The organism is Burkholderia cepacia (assembly GCF_001039005.1).
Taxonomy (GTDB): Bacteria; Pseudomonadota; Gammaproteobacteria; order Burkholderiales; family Burkholderiaceae; genus Burkholderia; species Burkholderia theae.
This window is the reverse complement of sequence record NZ_LDWR01000041.1, coordinates 40,916-63,523: the sequence shown is the minus strand read 5'-3', so window position 1 is coordinate 63,523 and position 22,608 is coordinate 40,916. Positions and strand designations below refer to the sequence as shown.

At 67.0% G+C, this 22,608-nt stretch carries 16 protein-coding genes and 2 tRNA genes; 9 read left to right on the top strand and 9 right to left on the bottom strand.

Annotated features, from left to right (window positions below):
- The first annotated feature begins 11 nt into the window (after positions 1 to 11).
- The 6 genes from clpP to VL15_RS22010 all read left to right on the top strand — a co-directional run bounded on the left by clpP (position 12) and on the right by VL15_RS22010 (position 7,401).
- Positions 12 to 665, top strand: a complete 654-nt coding sequence (gene clpP, locus VL15_RS22035) for an ATP-dependent Clp endopeptidase proteolytic subunit ClpP (RefSeq protein ID WP_010092137.1) — start codon at positions 12 to 14, stop codon at positions 663 to 665.
- A gap of 164 nt (positions 666 to 829) precedes the next feature.
- Positions 830 to 2,101: an ATP-dependent Clp protease ATP-binding subunit ClpX gene (clpX, locus tag VL15_RS22030; RefSeq protein WP_048248493.1), complete on the top strand. Its 1,272-nt coding sequence runs from the start codon at positions 830 to 832 to the stop codon at positions 2,099 to 2,101.
- 197 nt (positions 2,102 to 2,298) lie between these two features.
- A complete protein-coding gene (lon, locus tag VL15_RS22025; RefSeq protein ID WP_048248492.1) occupies positions 2,299 to 4,722 on the top strand; it encodes an endopeptidase La in 2,424 nt (807 codons plus the stop codon).
- 206 nt (positions 4,723 to 4,928) lie between these two features.
- Positions 4,929 to 5,004 (top strand) — tRNA-Val (locus tag VL15_RS22020).
- 23 nt (positions 5,005 to 5,027) lie between these two features.
- A tRNA-Asp gene (locus VL15_RS22015) sits at positions 5,028 to 5,104 on the top strand.
- Between the two features lie 362 nt (positions 5,105 to 5,466).
- Positions 5,467 to 7,401: a SurA N-terminal domain-containing protein gene (locus VL15_RS22010; RefSeq protein WP_048248490.1), complete on the top strand. Its 1,935-nt coding sequence runs from the start codon at positions 5,467 to 5,469 to the stop codon at positions 7,399 to 7,401.
- Between the two features lie 73 nt (positions 7,402 to 7,474).
- Here VL15_RS22010 and VL15_RS22005 read toward each other — a convergent pair whose 3' ends face one another.
- Positions 7,475 to 8,149: an arylesterase gene (locus tag VL15_RS22005; protein ID WP_048248489.1), complete on the bottom strand. Its 675-nt coding sequence runs from the start codon at positions 8,147 to 8,149 to the stop codon at positions 7,475 to 7,477.
- Here VL15_RS22005 and VL15_RS22000 point away from each other — a divergent pair.
- The gene (locus VL15_RS22000; protein ID WP_048248487.1) at positions 8,148 to 8,861 is read left to right on the top strand and encodes an ABC transporter ATP-binding protein; all 714 of its coding nucleotides are present in this window, start codon (positions 8,148 to 8,150) and stop codon (positions 8,859 to 8,861) included. The genes VL15_RS22005 and VL15_RS22000 overlap by 2 nt on opposite strands.
- 60 nt (positions 8,862 to 8,921) lie before the next feature.
- Here VL15_RS22000 and pgi read toward each other — a convergent pair whose 3' ends face one another.
- The 3 genes from pgi to VL15_RS21985 form a co-directional block, all read right to left on the bottom strand.
- A complete protein-coding gene (gene pgi / locus VL15_RS21995; RefSeq protein ID WP_048248486.1) occupies positions 8,922 to 10,544 on the bottom strand; it encodes a glucose-6-phosphate isomerase in 1,623 nt (540 codons plus the stop codon).
- Positions 10,545 to 10,655: 111 nt separating this feature from the next.
- Positions 10,656 to 12,200, bottom strand: a complete 1,545-nt coding sequence (locus VL15_RS21990; RefSeq protein ID WP_048248484.1) for an NAD(P)H-hydrate dehydratase — start codon at positions 12,198 to 12,200, stop codon at positions 10,656 to 10,658.
- Positions 12,201 to 12,252: 52 nt separating this feature from the next.
- The gene (locus tag VL15_RS21985) at positions 12,253 to 13,554 is read right to left on the bottom strand and encodes an FAD-dependent oxidoreductase (protein ID WP_048248483.1); all 1,302 of its coding nucleotides are present in this window, start codon (positions 13,552 to 13,554) and stop codon (positions 12,253 to 12,255) included.
- 328 nt (positions 13,555 to 13,882) lie between these two features.
- On the opposite strand from VL15_RS21985, the gene purL reads away from it, so the two are divergent.
- Both purL and VL15_RS21975 read left to right on the top strand, forming a co-directional pair.
- Positions 13,883 to 17,947 carry a phosphoribosylformylglycinamidine synthase gene (gene purL, locus VL15_RS21980; protein WP_048248482.1) on the top strand — a complete coding sequence of 1,355 codons (4,065 nt, stop codon included), beginning with the start codon at positions 13,883 to 13,885 and terminating at the stop codon, positions 17,945 to 17,947.
- A 5-nt stretch (positions 17,948 to 17,952) separates the two neighbouring features.
- Positions 17,953 to 18,498 carry a GNAT family N-acetyltransferase gene (locus VL15_RS21975; protein WP_048248481.1) on the top strand — a complete coding sequence of 182 codons (546 nt, stop codon included), beginning with the start codon at positions 17,953 to 17,955 and terminating at the stop codon, positions 18,496 to 18,498.
- A 148-nt stretch (positions 18,499 to 18,646) separates the two neighbouring features.
- Here VL15_RS21975 and VL15_RS21970 read toward each other — a convergent pair whose 3' ends face one another.
- From VL15_RS21970 to VL15_RS21950, 5 genes are all read right to left on the bottom strand, one after another.
- Positions 18,647 to 19,429, bottom strand: coding sequence for a peptidylprolyl isomerase (locus tag VL15_RS21970; protein ID WP_048248479.1), 783 nt, complete (start codon positions 19,427 to 19,429; stop codon positions 18,647 to 18,649).
- A gap of 18 nt (positions 19,430 to 19,447) precedes the next feature.
- Complete coding sequence (locus VL15_RS21965) at positions 19,448 to 19,756, bottom strand: BolA family protein (RefSeq protein WP_048248478.1); 309 nt, start codon at positions 19,754 to 19,756, stop codon at positions 19,448 to 19,450.
- 1 nt (position 19,757) lies between these two features.
- Positions 19,758 to 20,288: a septation protein A gene (locus VL15_RS21960; protein WP_011352350.1), complete on the bottom strand. Its 531-nt coding sequence runs from the start codon at positions 20,286 to 20,288 to the stop codon at positions 19,758 to 19,760.
- Between the two features lie 132 nt (positions 20,289 to 20,420).
- A complete protein-coding gene (gene msrB / locus VL15_RS21955) occupies positions 20,421 to 20,852 on the bottom strand; it encodes a peptide-methionine (R)-S-oxide reductase MsrB (RefSeq protein WP_048248477.1) in 432 nt (143 codons plus the stop codon).
- 44 nt (positions 20,853 to 20,896) lie between these two features.
- Positions 20,897 to 22,465 (bottom strand): protein adenylyltransferase SelO, encoded by a 1,569-nt coding sequence (locus VL15_RS21950; RefSeq protein ID WP_048248475.1) that lies wholly within the window; start codon positions 22,463 to 22,465, stop codon positions 20,897 to 20,899.
- Between the last annotated feature and the right edge of the window lie 143 nt (positions 22,466 to 22,608).

The window sequence follows — 22,608 nt, the reverse complement described above, 5'->3', positions numbered from 1 at the left end:
AGGTTCATTGAATGATCACTCGCGCTGAATTGCTGGACATGCTTGCTTCGAACGCGCCGCAGGGTTTCGAGGCTCAAGCACTGGGGCTGGTGCCGATCGTCGTCGAAACGAGCGGCCGCGGCGAGCGTTCGTACGATATCTATTCGCGTCTCCTGAAGGAGCGCCTGGTGTTCATGGTCGGCGAAGTGAACGACCAGACCGCCAACCTCGTGGTCGCGCAATTGCTGTTCCTCGAGAGCGAGAATCCCGACAAGGACATCAGCCTCTACATCAACAGCCCGGGCGGGTCGGTGTCGGCCGGCATGGCGATCTACGACACGATGCAGTTCATCAAGCCGGACGTGTCGACGCTGTGCATGGGGCTCGCGGCCAGTATGGGTGCGTTCCTGCTCGCGTCGGGTGCGAAGGGCAAGCGTTTCGCGCTGCCGAACTCGCGCGTGATGATTCACCAGCCGCTCGGCGGCGCACGTGGCCAGGCATCCGACATCGAGATCCAGGCGCGCGAAATCCTCTACCTGAAGGAGCGGCTGAACCAGTTGCTCGCGCAGCACACGGGCCAGGACGTCGAGCGAATCGCGCGCGACACCGACCGTGATAACTTCATGTCGAGCGAAGATGCGAAGGCGTACGGGCTGATCGATCAGGTGCTCCTGAAGCGCCCGTGAATTTAAGTGGGGTGCCGCCCCGATTCGCGCGGCGCCCCGGCGATATCCCGCACGCCCTGAGCATCTGCGGCAAGCGCATTCGGCCCGCTCCGGTCGCGCCCTAGGCGCGGCGTTCGGAGCATTCGGCGTATCATGTCATTTACCTGTCCGGAGGCTCTACATTCATGGCGGACAAAAAAGGTTCGAACAGCGAGAAGCTGTTGTATTGCTCGTTTTGCGGCAAGAGCCAGCATGAGGTGAAAAAACTCATCGCGGGCCCGTCGGTGTTCATTTGCGATGAATGCATCGACCTCTGCAACGAGATCATTCGCGACGAGGCGGCTGCCGCCGGCGTCGAGGCCAGCCTGTCCCGGTCGGATCTGCCGAGCCCGCAGGAAATTCGCGACATCCTCGATCAGTACGTGATCGGCCAGGAGCGCGCGAAGAAAATCCTCGCGGTGGCCGTGTACAACCACTACAAGCGCCTGAAGCATCTCGACAAGAAGGACGACGTCGAGCTGTCGAAGAGCAACATCCTGCTGATCGGCCCGACGGGCTCCGGCAAGACGCTGCTCGCGCAGACGCTCGCGCGGTTGCTCAACGTGCCGTTCGTGATCGCCGATGCGACGACGCTGACCGAAGCCGGCTACGTCGGCGAGGACGTCGAGAACATCATCCAGAAGCTGTTGCAGAACTGCAACTACGAGGTCGACAAGGCCCAGCGCGGGATCGTCTACATCGACGAAATCGACAAGATCAGCCGCAAGTCGGACAACCCGTCGATCACGCGCGACGTGTCGGGCGAGGGTGTCCAGCAGGCACTGCTGAAGCTCGTCGAGGGCACGATGGCGTCGGTGCCGCCGCAGGGCGGCCGCAAGCACCCGAACCAGGATTTCATCCAGGTCGACACGACCAACATCCTGTTCATCTGCGGCGGCGCGTTCGACGGTCTCGAAAAGGTGATCACCGATCGTACCGAGAAAACCGGTATCGGCTTCGGCGCGACGGTCAAGAGCAAGCAGGAACGCGACGCGGGCGAAGTGCTGCGCGAAACGGAACCGGAAGACCTGATCAAATTCGGTCTGATCCCCGAATTGATCGGCCGTTTGCCGGTGGTCGCGACGCTCGGCAAGCTCGATGAAGCCGCGCTGATGAAGATCCTGGTCGAGCCGAAGAACGCGCTCGTGAAGCAGTATCACAAGCTGTTCGCGATGGAGCGCGTCGAACTGGAGATCCGGCCAGGCGCGCTGCAGGCGGTTGCCCGCAAGGCGATCCGCCGCAAGACCGGCGCGCGCGGTTTGCGTTCGATCATCGAACAGGCGTTGCTCGACGTGATGTACGAACTGCCGACGATGAAAGGGGTCAGCAAGGTCATCATCGACGAAAACGTCATCGAGGGCGACGGCAAGCCTTTGCTGATCTACGAGGACACGCCGAAGGTGGCGGGTTCGAACTGACCGGCTAGCCGACGATGTTCTGCGAAAAAGGCCGTTCATGAGACCGTGGGCGGCTTTTTTTCGTTTATCTTGTGGGTAACTCTGACTCGACACGCGGTGGTTACTTTCTTACCGAATATTTCCCGCACTTGAAGGCTTGCAATTCGTTGTGGCGGCCTCAATTACCGAACAATTGATTCCACTCATGGGGAAATGAAATGTCAGGCACCCAACTTCTCCCGCCGGAACGCATCACGCTCCCGCTGCTGCCGCTGCGGGATGTCGTCGTTTTCCCGCACATGGTGATTCCGCTCTTCGTGGGCCGGCCGAAATCGATCAAGGCCCTCGAAGCAGCGATGGAAGGCGGCAAGCACATCATGCTCGTCGCCCAGAAAACCGCGGCCAAGGACGAACCGACCGAAAAGGACATGTACGAGGTCGGTTGTATCGCCAACATTCTGCAGATGCTGAAGCTGCCGGACGGCACCGTAAAGGTGCTCGTCGAGGGCCTGCAGCGCGCGAAGGCGTTGTCGATCGAAGAACAGGAGACGCAGTTCTCCTGCGACGTGATGCCGCTCGAGCCCGATCATGCCGACAGCGCTGAAACTGAAGCGCTGCGCCGCGCGATCGTGTCGCAGTTCGACCAGTACGTGAAGCTGAACAAGAAGATCCCGCCGGAGATCCTCACGTCGCTGTCGGGCATCGACGAAGCAGGGCGTCTCGCCGACATGATCGCCGAGCGCCTGCCGCTGAAGCTCGACCAGAAGCAGCACATCCTCGAGATGTTCCCGGTCATCGAGCGTCTCGAGCATCTGCTCGCGCAGCTCGAAGCCGAGATCGACATCCTGCAGGTCGAAAAGCGCATCCGCGGGCGCGTGAAGCGCCAGATGGAAAAGAGCCAGCGCGAGTACTACCTGAACGAACAGGTCAAGGCGATCCAGAAGGAACTGGGCGAGGGCGAAGAGGGTGCCGATCTCGAGGAACTCGAGAAGCGCATCAACGCCGCGCGCATGCCGAAGGAAGCGAAGAAGAAGGCCGACGCCGAGCTGAAGAAGCTGAAGCTGATGTCGCCGATGTCGGCGGAAGCCACCGTCGTGCGCAACTACATCGACACGCTGATCGGCCTGCCGTGGCGCAAGAAGAGCAAGGTCAACAACGATCTGTCGAACGCCGAGCAGGTGCTCGACGAGGATCACTTCGGCCTCGAGAAAGTCAAGGAACGCATCCTCGAGTATCTCGCGGTGCAACAGCGCGTCGACAAGGTCAAGGCACCGATCCTGTGCCTCGTTGGGCCTCCGGGTGTCGGCAAGACCTCGCTCGGCCAGTCGATCGCCCGTGCGACGAACCGCAAGTTCGTCCGGATGGCGCTTGGCGGCGTGCGTGACGAAGCCGAGATCCGCGGCCACCGCCGCACGTATATCGGTTCGATGCCGGGCAAGATCCTGCAAAGCCTCGCGAAGGTCGGCGTGCGCAATCCGCTCTTCCTGCTCGACGAAGTCGACAAGATGGGCATGGATTTCCGCGGCGATCCGTCGTCGGCGCTGCTCGAAGTGCTGGATCCGGAACAGAACCACACGTTCGCCGACCACTACATCGAGGTCGACTTCGACCTGTCGGACGTGATGTTTGTCGCGACGTCGAACTCGCTGAACATCCCGCCGCCGCTGCTCGACCGGATGGAAGTGATCCGTCTGTCGGGCTACACGGAAGACGAGAAGGTCAGCATTGCCCAGCGTTACCTGCTGCCGAAGCAGAAGAAGAACAACGGGCTGAAGGAAGGCGAGATCGACGTCACCGAACAGGCGATCCGCGACATCATTCGCTACTACACGCGCGAAGCCGGTGTGCGTTCGCTCGAGCGGGAAGTGTCGAAGATCTGCCGCAAGGTCGTGAAGATGCTGCTGCTGAAGAAGGCATCGGGCGCGATCAAGGTCGATGGCGAGAACCTCGATACGTTCCTCGGCGTGCGCAAGTACGACTTCGGCCTCGCGGCGAAGGAAAACCAGGTCGGTCAGGTGACGGGCCTCGCGTGGACGGAAGTCGGCGGCGACCTGCTGACGATCGAAGCCGCGGTGATGCCGGGCAAGGGCAACGTGATCCGCACGGGTTCGCTCGGCGACGTGATGAAGGAGTCGGTCGAGGCTGCGCGTTCGGTCGTGCGCTCGCGTTCGCGCCGTCTGGGCATCAAGGACGAAGCGTTCGAGAAGCAGGACATCCACATCCACGTGCCGGAAGGTGCGACGCCGAAGGACGGTCCGTCCGCCGGCGGTGCGATGACCACCGCGCTGGTGTCGGTGCTGACGGGTATCCCCGTGCGTGCCGATGTCGCGATGACGGGTGAAATCACGTTGCGTGGTGAAGTGCTGCCGATCGGCGGGCTGAAGGAAAAGCTGCTTGCCGCGCATCGCGGCGGCATCAAGCTCGTGCTGATCCCGGAAGAGAACGTGAAGGATCTCGCGGACATTCCGGACAACGTGAAGAACGCGATCGAGATCGTGCCGGTCCGCTGGATCGACAAGGTGCTGGAGCTCGCGCTCGAGCGTTCGCCGACTCCGCTGCCGCCGGAAGAAGAAGCGAAGGCCGCGGCGCCGGTCGGCGAGGCGGCGAAGGATGCCGGCTCGACGGAAGTCGTCAAGCACTGAGACCCGGAACGCCGTTGTTCCTGACGGTTGTTCACGAAACCCGCGGCGTGTCCGCGGGTTTTTTTATGCGTGTCGAAATCACGCGCGGGTGCGGCAGAAAAAAATTCGCATCCAGGCTTGGCAAAATGATCGGGGATGAATTAAACTTGCGGGCTCGCTGGTTGTTGATGCGGAAACGCAGATCGCAGCCAGAACGAATCGGGAACGGGTGCTTAGCTCAGCTGGTAGAGCGGCGCCCTTACAAGGCGTAGGTCGGGGGTTCGAACCCCTCAGCACCCACCAGTTTCCTGATTCAGCCAGACCAAGGAGCGGTAGTTCAGTCGGTTAGAATACCGGCCTGTCACGCCGGGGGTCGCGGGTTCGAGTCCCGTCCGCTCCGCCAAACAAACGAAAGTGCCCGCCTTGTGCGGGCATTTTCGTTTGTGCGTCCGGTTTGCGCCCGTTTGCGGGCGCGTGACTGCGGAGTGGAGGAAGCCGCCTGCGCGGCTTCCGGCGGGACTCGAAGGGTTGCGCTTGCAAGCGCAATCGCGGCCTGCAGGATGTAGGCGAGTCCCGTCCGCTCCGCCAGAAAATGAAGAAGCCCGCCTCGTGCGGGTTTTTTCATTTGTGCGTCCAGTTTGCGCCCGTTCTCTGGCGCGTAACTGTGGAGTGGAGGACGCCGCTCACGCGTACCACGTCTGCTTTTCTCCCGTCCCACCCCGTATGTTGTAATATCGGACGTTTTGTCCAATTTTCCCGTCACGCATGCTCGATTTCTTCCGTAATCACCAGCGCCTGATGATGGCGCTCCTGCTCCTGATCGTGTTGCCGGGGCTGGGTTTCGTCGGGATCCAAGGTTTCCGCGGCTTCTTCGACGATAGTGCGAACGTCGCGGCAGTCAACGGGCACAAGATCACGCGGGTCGAATTCGACGGCGCGTTCCGCCAGCAGATCGACCAGGCGCGTCAGGCGCTCGGCGGGCAGTTCGACATCAAGATGTTCGATACGCCCGACCATCGCAAGCAGGTGCTCGACGGCCTGATCCAGCAACGCGTGCTGGCCGACGAGACGCAGCGTCTGCACCTGACCGCCTCCGACAACGCCGTGCGCGAAGCGCTGATGAGCGACCCGATGATCGCGTCGCTGAAGAAGCCCGACGGTTCGATCGATGTCGAGCGTTATGCGCAATTGCTGTCGTTCCAGGGGATGACGCCCGAGCAGTACCAGGAGCGCGTGCGCTACAGCCTCTCGCTGCAGCAGATTCCGGCCAGCATCGTGTCGAGCGCGTTCACGCCGAAGAGCCTCGCGCAGCATCTGTCCGAACTGGCCGCGCAGCAGCGCGAAGTGCAGGCGCTCGTGCTGAAGACGAGCGACTTCGCATCGAAGGTCCAGCCGACCGACGCGCAGCTCGCCGCGTACTATGACGCACACAAGCAGAGCTTCGCGACGCCGGAGACGGCGACGATCCAGTACCTCGTCTATTCGCCGGCCGCAGCGGCCGCGAGCGCGCAGCCGACCGATGCGGACGTCAAGAAATTCTACGACGACAATCCGACGCACTTCCGTACCGAAGCGCAGGTTCGCGTGAGCCACATCTTCTTCGCCGCGGCGGGCAGCGCAAGCGCGGCCGACAAGGCCGCCGCGAAAACGAAGGCCGAGCAAGTGCTCGCCGACGTGAAGGCGCATCCGGACCAGTTCGCGCAGATCGCGCAGAAGAGCTCACAGGACGCGCCGTCGGCAGCGAAGGGCGGCGACCTCGGCTTCATCACGCGCGGTTCGACGGCGGGCGGCAAGGCGTTCGACGATGCCGCATTCGCGCTGAAGCAGGGCGACGTGAGCGGTGTCGTGCAGTCGGATCTCGGCTTCCACATCCTGAAGGCGACCGAAGTGAAGCCGGCGGCCGTCAAGCCGTTCGCGGACGTGAAGGATCAGATCGCGGCCGAACTGAAGCAGCAGTACGCATCGAAGGCGTTCTCGGACAACGCGGAAGGCTTCACGTCGACCGTCTATGAAAAGGCGAAGACGCTGCAGCCGGCCGCGGACAAGTACAAGCTGACGATCCAGACGGCCACCGTCACGCCGACGTCGAATCCGCAACTGCCGCCGACGAGCCCGCTGAACAATCCGAAGTTCCTGGCCGCCGTGTTCGCGAACGACGCGGTGAAGAACCAGAACAACACGCAGGCGATCGACATCGGCAACAACACGCTGATCTCGGCCCGCGTGACCGAGTACAAGCCGGCTGCCGTGCCGGCACTCGACACGATCAAGGACGCCGTGCGCCAGAAGGTCGTCGCCGAGCAGGCCGCGGAACTCGCGAAGAAGGACGGCGTGGCGAAGCTCGCCGAACTGCAGAAGTCGAAGTCGGCCGACGGCTTCGCGCCCGCGCAGAAGGTGTCGCGCACGCAGTCGCAGGGCCTGACGCCGGCTGCGCTGAGCGCCGTCTACAAGGTCGATGCGAAGACGCTGCCGGCCTACGTCGGTGTCGATCTCGGCGCGGACGGCTACGCGATCTACCGCGTGAACGCGGTGATCCCGGGTTCGGCGGTCGATCCGCAGCAACTGGCGGCCGCACAGCAGCAGATGGCGCAGGTCGACGCGCAGAGCGAAGGCGAGGCGTATCTCACCGCGCTGCGCGATCGCTCGAAGGTGAAGCTGTACGGTACGACGACCAGCCAGTCGCAGGACGGCGACAACTGAGCATCGTTTCGCACGCAACAATAAAAAGCCCCGCTTCGAGCGGGGCTTTTTATTATCCGGAAAGGCTGAGTGGTCAACCGCGCGGCTTGCCGAGCAGCGGCTTCAGCGCCGGCCATACGTTGTCGAGCAGGATGCCCTGCGCCTGCTGCGCGGGATGCATCTGGTCGGACTGGAACATCTCGGGCTTGTTCTCGATGCCGGCCAGCAGGAACGGCACGAGCGGCACACCGAGATCCTTCGACAGCCGCGTATAGACGGCATGGAATTTCTGCGTGTAGTCGGGCCCGTAGTTGGGCGGCACGTACATGCCGACCAGCACGACCTTCGCCTGCGCATGCCGGGCACCCGCGATGATGTCGCGCAGGTTCTGCTCGGTCGTCGCGAGCGGCACGCCGCGCAGCGCGTCGTTCGAACCGAGCTCGACGACGACGATCGACGGCTTGAGCCGCTGCAGCACTGCGGGCAGCCGCGCACGGCCGCCGCTCGTGGTGTCGCCGCTGACGCTGGCGTTCGCGACGCTATAATCGATTCGCTCGGTCGTGAGCCGTTGCCGAAGCAATGCAACCCAGCCCGTGTCGCGCGGCAGCCCGTATTCGGCCGACAGGCTGTCGCCGAGCACGACGATCACAGGCTGGCCCGATGTCGGCGCCGGCGCCGTCACCGCGCGTGCAGGCGCGGTGACGGCCAGCAGGGTACCCAGCAGCGCGGCGACCGCCGCGCGCCTTTTCCAGCGAAATGTCGTGTCCATGTTCAAGATTACCGATCCGATCATCGAAGTCCATGACGTGTGCAAACGGGTCGCCGACGCAACGGGCGAGCTGACGATTCTCGACGGCATCACGCTCGCCGTGCGGCCGGGCAGCAGCCTCGCGATCGTTGGCGCGTCGGGGTCGGGCAAATCGACGCTGCTCGGCCTGCTTGCGGGGTTGGACAGCGCGACGAGCGGCACGGTTCGCCTGCTCGGCCGCGCGCTCGACCAGCTCGACGAGGACGAGCGCGCCGCGCTGCGCAACGGCGCAGTCGGGTTCGTGTTCCAGTCGTTCCAGCTGATGCCGCACCTGACGGCGCTCGAGAACGTGATGCTGCCGCTCGAACTGCAGGGCGGCATCAGCGCGCGCGATGCGGCCGACCGCGCACGGGCGCTGCTCGTGCAGGTTGGTCTCGGCGAACGCATCGCGCATTATCCGAAGCTGCTGTCGGGCGGCGAGCAGCAGCGCGTCGCGCTCGCGCGTGCCTTCGTCACGCGCCCCGCGATCCTGTTTGCCGACGAGCCGACCGGCAGCCTCGACGCGGCGACGGGGCACGCGGTCATCGACCTGATGTTCGAACTGAACCGCACGCACGGCGCGACGCTCGTGCTCGTCACGCACGATGCCGAACTCGCGCGCCGCTGCGCGACGACCGTGACGCTCGACGCCGGGCACATCGTCGCACCGCACGCAGCGCAGCGCGGCGCCTGAATTTTCCTGCCGGCCGCGCAAGTCGGACTGCGCGGCCGGCATAGGCATGACGCGGTTGCGTCAGCGCTTGAGCGCCGCGCGGGCGCGCGCGATCAGCGCGGTGGTCGACGAGTCGTGCTTCGCGGGATCGAGCGACTCGGTCGACAGGTCGGCTTCGACGACCTTGCCGAGAATCTTGCCGAGCTCGACGCCCCACTGATCGAACGGGTTGATGTCCCACACCGTCGCCTGCACGAGCACCTTGTGCTCGTAAAGCGCGATCAGCGCGCCGAGCGTGCGCGGCGTCAGCGCATCGACGAGCAGCGTCGTGGTCGGGCGGTTGCCCGGGAACGTCAGGTGCGGCGCGAGCGCCTCCTTGCCGGGCCCGGCGACCTTGCGTGCTTCTTCGAGCGTGCGGCCGAGCATCAGCGCCTCGCTCTGCGCGAAGCAGTTCGCGAGCAGCTTCGGATGATGGCTCGCGAGCGCGTGCTCGGGCGTCAGCACCGCGATGAAGTCGATCGGCACGATCGTCGGCCCCTGGTGCAGCATCTGGAAGAACGCATGCTGGCCGTTGGTGCCCGGTTCGCCCCACGTGACGGCCGAGGTCGGGTAATCGACGAAGGTGCCGTCCAGGCGCGCGGATTTGCCGTTGCTCTCCATTTCGAGCTGCTGCAGGTACGACGGCAGGTAGTGCAGCGCTTCCGAATACGGCGCGACGAGATAGCTCTGTGAGCCGAAGAAATTCCGGTACCAGATGCCGATCAGGCCGAGCAACACCGGCAGGTTGCGCTCGAGCGGCGCTTCGCGGAAATGGCGATCCATGTCGTTCGCGCCGGCCAGCAGCTCGTCGAACTGTTCCGGGCCGATCGCGATCATGATCGACAGCCCGACCGCCGACCACAGCGAGTAGCGGCCGCCGACCCAATCCCACATTTCGAACACGTTTTCCGCGGCGATGCCGAATTTCACGACTTCGGCCGGGTTCGCCGACACGCCGACGAAGTGCTTCGCGAGCGCGTCCTCGGGGCAGCCGCGCGCGACGAACCAGTCGCGCAGCGAGCGTGCGTTCGTCATCGTCTCGAGCGTCGTGAAGGTCTTCGACACGATGATCGCGAGCGTTTCCTCCGGATCGACCTGTTCGAGCACGCGCGCGAGATCGGCGCCGTCGACGTTCGACACGAAGTGGGTCGAGATGTCGGGCGTCGCGACGTGGTGCAGCGCATGCACGACCATCTTCGGCCCGAGATCGGAACCGCCGATGCCGATGTTGATCACGTGGCGGATGCGCTTGCCCGTGTAGCCCGTCCAGGCGCCGCTGCGCACGGCGCGTGCGAAGGTCGCCATCTTCGCGCGCTCGGCGCTCACCTGCGCGTGGAACGGCGCTTGCGGATCGGTCGCGCGCAGCGCGGTATGCAACGCGGCACGGCCTTCGGTCGGGTTGACGATCTCGCCCGTGAACATCGCGTCGCGGCGCGCTTCGACGCCGGCGTCGCGCGCGAGCTGCACCAGCAGGCGCAGCGTTTCGTCAGTGATGCGGTTCTTCGAGAGATCGGCCGCGAGACCGCCGCCCGGAATCGTGAAGCGTTCGGCGCGGGTCGGCGCGCGATCGTTTTCGGGCGTGAACCAGTCGCGCAGCCGGGCGTGGCGGATCTGTTCGAAGTGGGATTGAAGGGCAGTCCAGGCGGGGAGCGAATTCAGCGTCATGGCGGTTCGAGTGAAGCGTGAATCGGGAGGAATGCCGCGCCGGCTCATCGGGATCGGAAAGCCGGCGGACGAGAAGGCCCGCCGTGCGGCGGGGCAGTCAGTATAGCGGCGTTACGTGTCGGCGCGCGGCGACGCATAAAAAAGGCGATTGACCAGCGTGCGCACCATCGGCGCGAGCTCGCCCGCGGTGAGCCCGGCCGGGCCCGTGCCGTGCGCGGTCAGCGTGTCGGCCGCGAGACCATGCAAGTAGACGCCCGCGAGCGCCGCTTCGTACGGCGCGACGCGCTGCGCGAGCCATGCGCCGATCAGGCCGCCGAGCACGTCGCCGGTGCCGCCCGTGGCGAGCGCCGCGTTGCCGGTCGGATTGATCGTCACGCGGCCGTCGGGCGCCGCAATCACCGTGCCCGAGCCTTTCAGCACGACGATCGCCGCATAGCGCGCGGCGAGCGCCTGCGCGGCCGCGACGCGGTCGTGCTGCACGGTCGCCGTGTCGCTGCCGAGCAGCCGCGCGGCCTCGAGCGGATGCGGCGTCAGCACACACGCATTGCCGCGCGCGCCGCGCGTGGCGACGGCGGCCGCGAGGTCCGCGTGCGTCGCGACGAGGTTCAGCGCGTCGGCATCGAGCAGCGTCGCGGCGTCGTGCGCGAGCGCGTCGCGCACGAGCGTCGCCGCGGCCTCGCGCGTGCCGAGGCCGCAGCCGGCCGCGATCGCGGTCATCGCGTCGAGATCGAGGCCGTCGGCCGGATGCAGCATCAGTTCGGGGAACGGCGGATCGTACGGCGGCGCGCCGGTGCCGAGGAAACCGACGTGCACCTTGCCGGCGCCCGCGAACAGCGCGGCGCGTGCGGCCAGGATCGGTGCGCCGCACATGCCCGTGTCGCCGCCGAGCACCGCGAGGCTGCCGAACGTGCCCTTGTGGGACGCGAACGCGCGCGCGGGCAGGGCCGCGGCGAACCGCGCGGGTGCATTCAACACGATGGCCGGCGCAGCGGGCGGTGCGACGTCGAGCGACGCGACCTCGATCTCGCCGGCGAGGTCGCGGCCGTCGCCCGTATAGAGGCCCGGTTTCGCGCCGATGAAGGTGAGCGTGTGGGTGGCCGCGACGGCTGCGCCCGCGCCGACGATCCGGCCCGTATCGCTGTCGAGCCCGCTCGGCACGTCGAGCGCGAGCACGCGGCCGCCGCTGCGCGCATGCGCGGCGATGCGCGCGGCCTGCTCGGCGAACGCACCGTCGAGCGCGCGGCCGAGACCGATGCCGAACAACCCGTCGACGACCCACGCATAACCGTCCAGCGATGCGGGTGGCGTGGCCGACAGCGGCACGCCGGACGTGCGCGCGAGGCCGAGCGCCCATTGCGCGTCGTCCGGCCTGACCGGCACCGGCATCCATGCCTGCGTCGCGACGCCGAGCTGCTGGAGGTGCGCGGCGGCCACCAGCGCGTCGCCGCCGTTGTTGCCGGGGCCGACCGCGAACCACACGGGGCGGTCGTCGCCGGCGACGCGCTCGGACAGCCAGCGCGCGGCGGCGGCGCCCGCGCGGCCCATCAGCGTGTGCGGCGGCAGTGCCCCGCTCGCGTCGGCTTCGGCCGCGCGCAGGTCGGCGACGCGCAGCAGCGCGATCGGATCGGAATCGGGAAACGGGCGGGTAACGGTCATCGCGGGGTCGTGGCGGCTGGCAAGGAGGCCGCCCGGGACGGGCCCGCGGCGGTCAGGTCGTGAAGCGCCCGGCGCGCAGCGCGGCGAGCGTGTCGGCGGGCCAGTGCTGCACGTCGCCGCCCAGATAGTCGGTCACCACTTTAGCAGACCCGCACGCGAGCCCCCAGCCGGCCGGGCCGTGCCCAAAATTGACGAACACGCGCGGATGCGGGGTCGGACCGACGACCGGCAGGCCGTCCGGCGACAGCAGTTGCGTGCCTTGCCACGACAGCGCGGCCGAGATCCTGGCGGCACCGGGCACCCAGTCGTGGACGGCCTGGCCGAGCAGCGCGAGCGCTGCCTCGGACAGCGGCTCGGCGAGCGGCTTCGCGGTGTCGGGCAGGCTCTGCAGCACGCCGGCGCCGCCGACGCGCAGCCGCTGGTGGGTGCGCGTGATCGAGATCCGCTTGATCGAGTCGACGACGCTCAGGTGCGGCGCGTGTTCTTCGTACGCGACCGGCGCGGTGAGCGTGTGGACGCGCACCGGGTGCAGCGGCAGGCGCCAGCCGAGGCGGTCGAGCAGCGGCAGGCTGCCGGCGCCGGCGGCGACCACGATCGCATCGGCGGAAATCACGTCGACCTCGCGCGCGTTCGACGCGTGCCGGTCGCCGGTCGGTACGAGCTCGACCGCGGCGCGGCCGGTGTCGACACGGATCGCGGCGACGTCAGCGCCGAAGCGAAACTGCACGCCGTGCTCGTCGAGCGTCTGCTTGACCAGTTTCGCGAACAGCGGGCAGTTCCCGGTGCGCTCGGTCTCGAGCAGCACGCCGCCGGCGAAACCGGGCTCGGCCGGCACCGACGGCTCGAGTGCCGCGCATTCGTCGGCGCTCAGCATGCGGTACGGCTGGTCGAGCGTGCGCAGCAGGTCGAGCGCGGGCTGCATCGCGTCCCAGTCGCGCGGATCGCGCACGACGTGCAGGATGCCGGGCTTCTGCTCGAATTCGAGCTCGAGGCGCGCCTCGATGTCGGCGAGCATGTCGCGCGAAGCGTCGATCAGCGGGCGCAGCCGCGCGTACTGCGCGGCGAACGCGTCAGGCTCGCGCAGCGTGCCGAGTTGCTTGACGAAGCGGCGCACGCCGCCGTTGAAGCCCGGCTTGTAGACGATGCCGCTGTCGCGCGGCTGGCGCTGGCGCATGAAGGTCGGGCCGAACCAGACGTCGAGCGGGCTCGGCAGCAGGGCGCCGCCGTCGCCATAGGTCGCGCCCTGCGCGACGGTCGCGTGGCGTTCGATCACGCACACGCGGTGGCCGGCCGCGCGCAACTGGTAGGCGGTGGCGACGCCGCTGATTCCGCCGCCGATGACGATGACATCCATGGATTGCTTCGATGACGGGCGGCGCGCACGCCGCCCGGTGAGAATTCGCTGAGGGCTCCGGCCCGGTGAACCCGGAATGATAGCGCCAAAATCGCGGGAGCCGGCGTCGGGCGAGCGCGTTCCGTGCAGCCTCGCCGTGGCCGCCGGCTGTCGCGCCCGCGCGGGCCGGCCCGGCGGGCGGGCCGTGCGCGGCGCACACCGTGGCACCGTTGCGGTGCATGCGGGCTACCGATCGGCCGGTCTTGGGCGACCGACTTCCGGGTATAATTACGGCCTTCTTTCGCCCCACGTCGCCACCTCGCGCGACTCATCGACGTCAGTCCAGCCCATGGCTCACTTCTCGTGTTTTCCCGGCGCTTCGGCCCTCTCCGATTTCCGTCAAACCCGTCTGCTCGACACGCTCAGGCAAATCGACGCCAACATCGTCGCGGTGCGCGGGCAGTTCCTGCACTTCGTCAATGCGGCCGAGCCGCTGTCGGCCGACGACAGCGCGCGCATCGACGCGCTGATGCACTACGGCGCGCCGTTCGAGCCGGCGGCCGAGAAGGGGACGGCCGAGACCTTCGTCGTGCTGCCGCGCTTCGGCACGGTCTCGCCGTGGGCGAGCAAGGCGACCGACATCGCGCAGCACTGCGGCCTCACGCACGTGCGCCGCATCGAGCGCGGCGTCGAATTCACGGTCACGCTGAAGTCGGGCCTGCTCGGCGGCAAGAAGGCGCTGTCCGACGACGCGCGTACGGCCGTCGTGGCCGCGCTGCATGACCGGATGACCGAAAGCGTGGTCGCGGCGCGCGACGATGCGAAGCACCTGTTCGACGAACTGCCGGCCAAGCCGCTCGCGAGCGTCGACGTGCTGGGCGTCGGCCGCAGCGCGTTGGAGCGCGCGAACGTCGAGCTGGGCCTCGCGCTCGCCGACGACGAGATCGACTACCTGGTCGACGCGTTCCGCAAGCTCGAACGCAACCCGACCGACGTGGAATTGATGATGTTCGCGCAGGCGAACAGCGAGCACTGCCGCCACAAGATCTTCAACGCGCAGTGGACGATCGACGGCGAAGCGCAGGACATGTCGCTGTTCGCGATGATCCGCAACACCGAGAAGCTGAACCCGCAAGGCACGATCGTCGCGTATTCGGACAACTCGTCGATCATGGTCGGCGCCGAGGCCGAACGCTGGTTCCCGCGCAACGCGGGCGCGGCCGATGAGCCGGGCGAGCGTTATGGCCGCCACACCGAGCTCACGCACACGCTGATGAAGGTCGAGACGCACAACCACCCGACGGCGATCTCGCCGTTCCCGGGCGCGGCGACCGGCGCGGGCGGCGAGATCCGCGACGAAGGCGCGACGGGCCGCGGCGCGCGTCCGAAGGCCGGCCTCACGGGCTTCACCGTGTCGAACCTCGACCTGCCCGACGCACGCCAGTCGTGGGAAAACTCGCGCGACGCGGCACAGCCGGTCGGCGAGCGCAACCCGAATGACGCACACGGCCCGTACGGTCGTCCGGATCGCATCGCGTCGCCGCTGCAGATCATGATCGACGGCCCGCTCGGCGGCGCCGCGTTCAACAACGAATTCGGCCGCCCGAACCTCGGCGGCTACTTCCGCGTGTACGAGCAGAACGTCGACGGCCAGGTGCGCGGTTATCACAAGCCGATCATGATCGCGGGCGGCCTCGGCAACATCGCCGACCAGCACACGCACAAGCACGACGTGCCGGCCGGCTCGCTGCTGATCCAGATCGGCGGCCCCGGCATGCGGATCGGGATGGGCGGCGGCGCGGCGAGCTCGATGGCGACCGGCGCGAATACGGCCGAACTCGACTTCGACTCGGTGCAGCGCGGCAACCCCGAAATCGAGCGTCGCGCGCAGGAAGTGATCAACGGCTGCTGGCAGCTCGGCGCGGAAAACCCGATCCTGAGCATCCACGACGTCGGCGCGGGCGGCCTGTCGAACGCGTTCCCCGAGATCGTCGACGGCGCGGGCAAGGGCGCCCGCTTCGAACTGCGCAAGGTCGCGCTCGAGGAATCGGGCCTGTCGCCGCGCGAAATCTGGTCGAACGAGGCGCAGGAGCGCTACGTGCTCGCGATCGCGCCGGCCGACCTGCCGCGTTTCGAAGCGATCTGCGCGCGCGAGCGCTGCCCGTTCGCGGTGGTCGGTGTCGCGACCGACGAGCGCCAGTTGCAGCTCGTCGATGACGAAGCGACGGGCACCGACGAATACCCGGTCGACATGCCGATGGAAGTGCTGCTCGGCAAGCCGCCGCGCATGCACCGCGACGTCGCGCGCGTCGCGACCGAGCGCGCGCCGGTCGACGTGACGGGCATCGCGCTGTCGGAAGTCGCGGTCGATGTGCTGAAGCACCCGACGGTCGGCAGCAAGTCGTTCCTGATCACGATCGGCGACCGTTCGGTCGGCGGCACGTCGGTACGTGACCAGATGGTCGGCCCGTGGCAGGTGCCGGTGGCCGACTGCGCGATTACCGCGCTCGACTACGCGGGCTTCAAGGGCGAGGCGATGACGATGGCCGAGCGCACGCCGCTCGCGGTGATCGACGCGCCGGCATCGGGCCGCATGGCGGTCGGCGAGGCGATCACGAACATCGCGAGCGCGCCGATCGCGTCGCTCGACAAGCTGAAGCTGTCGGCGAACTGGATGGCCGCATGCGGCACGGCCGGCGAAGACGCCGCGCTGTTCGACACGGTCAAGGCGATCGGCATGGAGCTGTGCCCGGCGCTCGGGATCGGCATCCCGGTCGGCAAGGACTCGCTGTCGATGAAGACGAAGTGGGATGAGCAGGGCGTCGCGAAGGAAGTGGTCTCGCCGGTGTCGCTGATCATCTCCGCGTTCGCGCCGGTCGAGGACGTGCGCCGGCACCTGACGCCGCAACTGCGCCGCGTCGCCGACGCGGGCGACAGCGTGCTGATCGCGATCGATCTCGGCCGCGGCAAGAACCGGATGGGCGGCAGCATCTTCGCGCAGGTCACGCAGCAGGTCGGCGACACGACGCCGGACGTCGACGACGCGGAAGACCTGAAGCGCTTCTTCAACGCGATCCAGTCGCTCAATGCGCAGGACAAGCTGCTCGCGTACCACGACCGCTCGGACGGCGGCCTGTGGGCGACGGTGTGCGAAATGGCGTTCGCGGGCCACGCGGGCGTGTCGCTGAACGTCGACATGCTGACGCTCGACCCGAATCACGAATCCGACTACGGCGACGCGAAAGACTGGGCGAAGCAGACGAGCGGCCGTCGCGACGATCGCACGCTGCGCGCGCTGTTCTCCGAGGAACTCGGCGCGGTCGTGCAGGTGCGCACGGCCGACCGCGACGCGGTGCTCGGCGCACTGCGCGAATTCGGCCTGTCGACGTGCTCGCACGTGATCGGCGCGGTCAACGATCGCGACGCGATCGAGGTGTACCGCGACGCGAAGAAGATCTTCGATGCGCCGCGTACCGAACTCCATCGCGCGTGGGGTGAAGTGAGCTGGCGCATCGCGCGCCTGCGCGACAACCCCGCCTGCGCGGACGCCGAATACGACGCGCTGCTCGACGCGGCCGATCCGGGCATCTCGCCGGTGCTGAGCTTCGATCCGGCCGACGACATCGCCGCGCCGTTCATCGCAACGGGTGCCCGCCCGCGCGTCGCGATCCTGCGCGAGCAGGGCGTGAACTCGCATCTGGAAACGGCCTACGCGTTCGACCGCGCGGGCTTCGATGCGCACGACGTGCACATGAGCGATCTGCTCGCGGGCCGTGCAACGCTCGCCGATTTCGCGGGCGCGGTCGCGTGCGGCGGGTTCTCGTACGGCGACGTGCTGGGCGCGGGCGAAGGCTGGGCGAAGACGGTTCGCTTCAACGCGAACCTCGCCGACATGTTCTCGGCGTTCTTCGCGCGTCCCGACACGTTCGCGCTCGGTATCTGCAACGGCTGCCAGATGATGTCGAGCCTCGCGTCGATGATCCCGGGCGCGGAAGCGTGGCCGAAGTTCACGCGCAACAAGTCCGAGCAGTTCGAGGCGCGCTTCTCGTTCGTCGAAGTGGAGAAGTCGCCGTCGATCTTCTTCGCGGGGATGGAAGGCTCGCGGATTCCGGTCGCGGTCGCGCACGGCGAAGGTTATGCGGACTTCTCGCAGCAGGGCGACATCGATCGCGTCGCGATTTCGATGCGGTTCGTCGACCACCGTGGCGAAGCGACCGAGCGTTATCCGTTCAACCCGAACGGCTCGCCGGCCGGCATCACGTCGGTCACGACGGCCGACGGGCGCTTCTCGGTGCTGATGCCGCACATGGAGCGCGTGCACCGCACGGTCGCGATGAGCTGGCATCCGGAAAGCTGGGGTGAAGCGAGCCCGTGGCTGCGCGTGTTCCGTAACGCGCGCCGCTGGATCGGCTGATCCGGATGATGTTCGATCCGAACGCGCCGGTCGAGGTCGTCACGCTGCGCGACGAGCGCACGAGTGATGTCGACGCGATCGGCCGCGTGATCGTCGCGGCGTTCGCGGGCGAGCCGCAGGGCGGCCAGTTCGAACGGCGGATCGTCGACGCGCTGCGCGCGGATGGCGCGCTGAGCGTGTCGCTCGTCGCGGAGCGCGATGGCCGCATCATCGGGCACGTCGCGTTCTCGCCGGTCGCGATCGGTGGCGAGCCGGCCGGCACGCAGCAGTGGTACGGGCTGGCGCCGCTCGCGGTGCGGCCCGACTGCCAGCGGCAGAGTATCGGCGCGGGGCTCGTGCGCACGGGGCTCGACGTGTTGCGCCGGCTCGGCGCGCGCGGCTGCGTCGTGCTCGGCGATCCCGCGTACTACACGCGCTTCGGGTTCGCGCCGTCCGGCGACATCGTGTTTCCCGACGTGCCGCCCGAGTATTTCCTCGCACTGTCGTTCGACGAATCGGTGCCGAGGCCTGCGGGCGACGTTCGTTACCACGACGTGTTTTATCCCGCGTAACGCGTAGCGGTCACGGCCGCGCAGCTTGCGCCGGATCCCGCCAAGGCCGCTCTTCGGAGCGGCTTTTTCTTGTGTTTTTCCCGAACGACCATGAAAAAAGGCCGCTCCGAAGAGCGGCCTTTCGATGCGCGGGCGACTGGCGCCGGCGTTACTGAATCTTTGCCTGCTGGCGCAGGCCTTCCTCGAACGCCTGCAGCTTCTGCTGCACGAGCTGCTGCGCGATCTGCGCCTTCACCTGATCGAACGGCGGCGGTGCGATGTCGCGGATGTCGTCGACGCGGATGATGTGCCAGCCGAACTGCGTCTTCACCGGCGCATCGGTCATCTGGCCTTTCTGCAGCTTCTGCGCGGCCGCCGCGAATTCCGGCACGTATGCCTTCGGGTCCGACCAGTCGAGATCGCCGCCGTTCTTGCCCGAACCCGGATCCTTCGAGTATTGCTTCGCGAGATCCTCGAACTTCGCGCCGGCCTTGATCTTCGCGATCAGGTCCTTCGCCTGCTGCTCGTTGTCGACGAGGATGTGGTGCAGGTGGTATTCGCGGTTGCCGCCGGCGCCCTTGACGAGGTCGTCGTAGCGCGCCTTCACTTCGGCGTCGGTCGGCTGGTTCTTCTTCAGGAAGCTCTCGATCATCGAACGCAGCACGACGGTCTGTTGTGCGACGGCGACCTGCGCCTTCACGTCCGGACGATTCGGGATGCCTTCGCGGATCGCTTCCTGCATCAGGATTTCGCGGTTCACGAGTTCCTGGCGCACGGCCTGCTGCAGTTGCGGGCCGTCGGTCTGTCCTTGCTGGACGAGCTGCGCGACCATCGCGTCGGCGCGCGACTTCGGAATCGGCGTGCCGTTGACGACGGCGATGTTCTGGGCGAATGCCGGTGCCGCTGCGAATGCAGCCGCCGCGACCCATAGGCGGGGGGATTTCAGGATCATCGGGAATTCCTAATGAGACTAGATAGAAGATTCGTTGAATTCTTCGGGCGTGTAAGCCACGATCGCGAGCGCGTGAATGCCGCGCTGCATCGCATCAGCGAGCGCATCATACACCAGCCGGTGCCGCGCGACGCGCGGCTTGCCCGCGAAGGCGGCCGACACGATCGTGACCGTGAAGTGGCCGCCGGAGGCCGCGCCGGCGTGGCCCGCGTGCTGCGCGCTGTCGTCGCGCACGGTGAGCGACACGGGGGCGAGCGACGCGGTGAGGCGCGCTTCGATCAGCGCGATGCGTTCGTCGGGCGACGCGTGGAGAAAGGCGTCCGTCATGTCATTCGTCCTTCAGGTACTTCGTGAGCCACAAGCTCTGCAGGATGATGAACACGACCATCGCGCCCGTCGTACCGAACAGCTTGAAGTTCACCCATTGCGATTCGGTGAAGTTGTGCACCACGTACAGGTTCGCGACGCCGAGCACCGCGAAGAACAGCGCCCAGGCGACGTTCAGCTTGTCCCACACGGGGTGCGGCAGCGTGAGCTGCTTGCCCATCATCTTCTCGATCAGGTTGTTGCCGAACGCATAACGCGCGGCGAGCAGCCCGATCGCAAACAGCCAGTACAGCACAGTCGGTTTCCATTGAATGAATTTCTCGTCATGCAGGACGAGGGTGGCGCCGCCGAAGACGACGATCACGCCGAGGCTGACCCACAGCATCGTGTCGACCTTCCGGTGCCGGAAGGCGACCCACGCGACCTGGGCCAGCGTCGCGACGATCGCGACGGCGGTGGCGGTGAAGATGCCCCAGACCTTGAAGGCGGCAAAAAACAGGATGATCGGAAACAGATCGAACAGAAATTTCATGGCGCTCGCAGCTGCGTGAAAGGCCGCTTGCGCGGCCTTTCACCGTTGTAGGGACCCGCCAGGCACCGCCGTCGCGGATCGGGGCGGCCAGCCCGAGAGCAGGCCGCCCTGTTGATCCGCCCGGCGTGCCGCTCATTCGTTTTCGGGTCGGGACTCGAAGTTTAACGCAGCCGAATTGATGCAGTACCGCAAACCGGTCTGGTCGCGCGGGCCGTCCTCGAAGACGTGGCCGAGATGCGCGCCGCAATGGTTGCAGCGGACCTCGACGCGGACCATCCCGTGCGAGTAGTCGACCTTCTCGTCGATCACCTCGCCTTCGAGCGGCTTGAAGTAGCTGGGCCAGCCGCAGCCCGAGTGGAATTTGGAACCGGATTCGAACAGCGGCGTGCTGCAGACGACGCATTTGTAGATGCCGGCGTCCTCGGTGTCGGTGTATTCGCCGGTGAATGCGCGCTCGGTCGCCGCATGCTGCGTGACCTCGTACTGCATCGGCGTGAGCCGGCGGCGCAACTCGGTGTCGTCCTTCTTGTACGGGAAGGTCTTGTCGTCGGAATCGTGGGACATGGGGGTTCTCCTGATCGGTCGGTCGATACGCGCGGGTTGGGGCTTCAGGACGAGCAGCTCACTTCGAGCGACCCAGCCCAGTCGGGTGGCAACGCCGCGTAGGCTTCGTGTTCCGGTTGTTCGTCGAACGGCCGGCGCAGCACCTGGGCGAGCCGCTCGACTTCGGAAAAATCCTTTTCCTTCGCGCGTCGGATCGCGACTTCGGCCAGATGGTTGCGCAGCACGTATTTCGGGTTTGCGCGGTTCATCGCGGCCGCACGTGCCGCGTCGTCGCGCGTTTCCTCGGACAGCCGCGCGCGGTAGAGGTTCGCCCACGCATCGAACGCGTCGCGGTCGATGAACAGGTCGCGCACGGGTGCGTCGCGGCTCGCGTCGTGCTTCGACAGATGCGCGAGCCGGCGGAACGTCAGCGTGAAATCCGCGTGGCTCGCATGCATCGTCTCGAGCAGCTTGTTGGCGAGTTCGGCATCGTTCTCGCGTTCGAGCTCGAGGCCGAGCTTCGCGCGCATCGCGCGTTCGAGCGCGGGGCCGAACCGTTCCGGAAACTTCGCGAGCACGGCCTGCGCGTCGTCCACCGCGCGCTCGGCGCGCGCGTCGTCGTCCGCGATGCCGTGCTGCAGCCCGATCAGCGGCAGCAGCGCCTGCGCGAGGCAGTAGCAGTTCCAGTGCGCGATGCGCGGCTGCATCCGGTATGCGTAACGGCCGCTCGTGTCCGAGTGGTTGCAGATGTGGTTCGCGTCGAACGCATCGACGAAGCCGAACGGGCCGTAGTCGATCGTCACGCCGAGGATCGACATGTTGTCGGTATTCATCACGCCGTGGCAGAAGCCGACGGCCTGCCATTGCGCGACGAGATCGGCCGTGCGCAGCGTCGCGGCTTCGAGCAGCGCGAGGTACGGATCGTCCGCGTCGCGGCATGCCGGATAGAAGCGGTCGATCACGTGATCGGCGAGCTGGCGCAACAGGTCGGGGCGATCGTTCGAGAAGAAATGCTCGAAGTGGCCGAAGCGCACGAAGCTCTCCGACACGCGCGTGACGACGGCCGACGTCTCGATCTCCTCGCGGACCACCGGCTGGTCGGAGCCGATCACCGTCAGCGCGCGCGTGGTCGGGATGCCGAGGTGATGCATCGCCTCCGAGCACAGGAACTCGCGGATCGACGAGCGCAGCACCGCGCGGCCGTCACCCATCCGCGAATACGGCGTGCGGCCGCTGCCTTTCAGTTGCAGCTCGTAGCGGCGGCCGTCGGTGCCGGCGCGCTCGCCGATCGTCAGCGCACGGCCGTCGCCGAGCTGGCCGGCCCACACGCCGAACTGGTGGCCGGAATACACCGATGCGTACGGCATCGCGCCCGCGGGCCAGTCGCGCGTCGGGTTGCCGGCGAACAGCTCGGCGAACGCGGGCTGCGAGGCAATCGATGGCGGCAGGTCAAGCAGTTGCGCGACTTCGCCGGAAAAGCCGACAACGTACGGCGCGGCAAGCGGCGCGGCCGGCAGCCGCGTATGAAACGCGTCGCCGAGCTGCACGAACGCGCCGTCGGCGGGCGCGCCGAGCGTGGCGGCGAGGTCGGGGAGGGTGTCAGCCGTATCGGCTGCGCTTCGGGAAAACGACATGTTGAGCGCCTCTGGGTAAGCCGATATTGTAAGGCGGCGCCGCGCCGCCCGCATGGCGGCCCGCGCACCGTGCGCCACGCCTGTCCGGGCCGCTGACGGGCGCATGCCGGTTCGAGGTGCTTCACCGATTCGCGTCCTTCAGG

Excerpts from the sequence above, each read along its gene's own strand:
- pgi (WP_048248486.1), bottom strand. The coding sequence starts at position 10,544 with ATGACGCTGAATTCGCTCCCCGCCTGGACTGCCCTTCAATCCCACTTC.
- clpX (WP_048248493.1), top strand. The coding sequence starts at position 830 with ATGGCGGACAAAAAAGGTTCGAACAGCGAGAAGCTGTTGTATTGCTCG.
- VL15_RS22010 (WP_048248490.1), top strand. The coding sequence starts at position 5,467 with ATGCTCGATTTCTTCCGTAATCACCAGCGCCTGATGATGGCGCTCCTG.
- VL15_RS21990 (WP_048248484.1), bottom strand. The coding sequence starts at position 12,200 with ATGACCGTTACCCGCCCGTTTCCCGATTCCGATCCGATCGCGCTGCTG.
- VL15_RS21960 (WP_011352350.1), bottom strand. The coding sequence starts at position 20,288 with ATGAAATTTCTGTTCGATCTGTTTCCGATCATCCTGTTTTTTGCCGCC.
- VL15_RS22000 (WP_048248487.1), top strand. The coding sequence starts at position 8,148 with ATGTTCAAGATTACCGATCCGATCATCGAAGTCCATGACGTGTGCAAA.
- VL15_RS21965 (WP_048248478.1), bottom strand. The coding sequence starts at position 19,756 with ATGACGGACGCCTTTCTCCACGCGTCGCCCGACGAACGCATCGCGCTG.
- clpP (WP_010092137.1), top strand. The coding sequence starts at position 12 with ATGATCACTCGCGCTGAATTGCTGGACATGCTTGCTTCGAACGCGCCG.
- VL15_RS22005 (WP_048248489.1), bottom strand. The coding sequence starts at position 8,149 with ATGGACACGACATTTCGCTGGAAAAGGCGCGCGGCGGTCGCCGCGCTG.
- VL15_RS21985 (WP_048248483.1), bottom strand. The coding sequence starts at position 13,554 with ATGGATGTCATCGTCATCGGCGGCGGAATCAGCGGCGTCGCCACCGCC.
- msrB (WP_048248477.1), bottom strand. The coding sequence starts at position 20,852 with ATGTCCCACGATTCCGACGACAAGACCTTCCCGTACAAGAAGGACGAC.
- VL15_RS21950 (WP_048248475.1), bottom strand. The coding sequence starts at position 22,465 with ATGTCGTTTTCCCGAAGCGCAGCCGATACGGCTGACACCCTCCCCGAC.
- VL15_RS21970 (WP_048248479.1), bottom strand. The coding sequence starts at position 19,429 with ATGATCCTGAAATCCCCCCGCCTATGGGTCGCGGCGGCTGCATTCGCA.
- purL (WP_048248482.1), top strand. The coding sequence starts at position 13,883 with ATGGCTCACTTCTCGTGTTTTCCCGGCGCTTCGGCCCTCTCCGATTTC.
- VL15_RS21975 (WP_048248481.1), top strand. The coding sequence starts at position 17,953 with ATGATGTTCGATCCGAACGCGCCGGTCGAGGTCGTCACGCTGCGCGAC.
- lon (WP_048248492.1), top strand. The coding sequence starts at position 2,299 with ATGTCAGGCACCCAACTTCTCCCGCCGGAACGCATCACGCTCCCGCTG.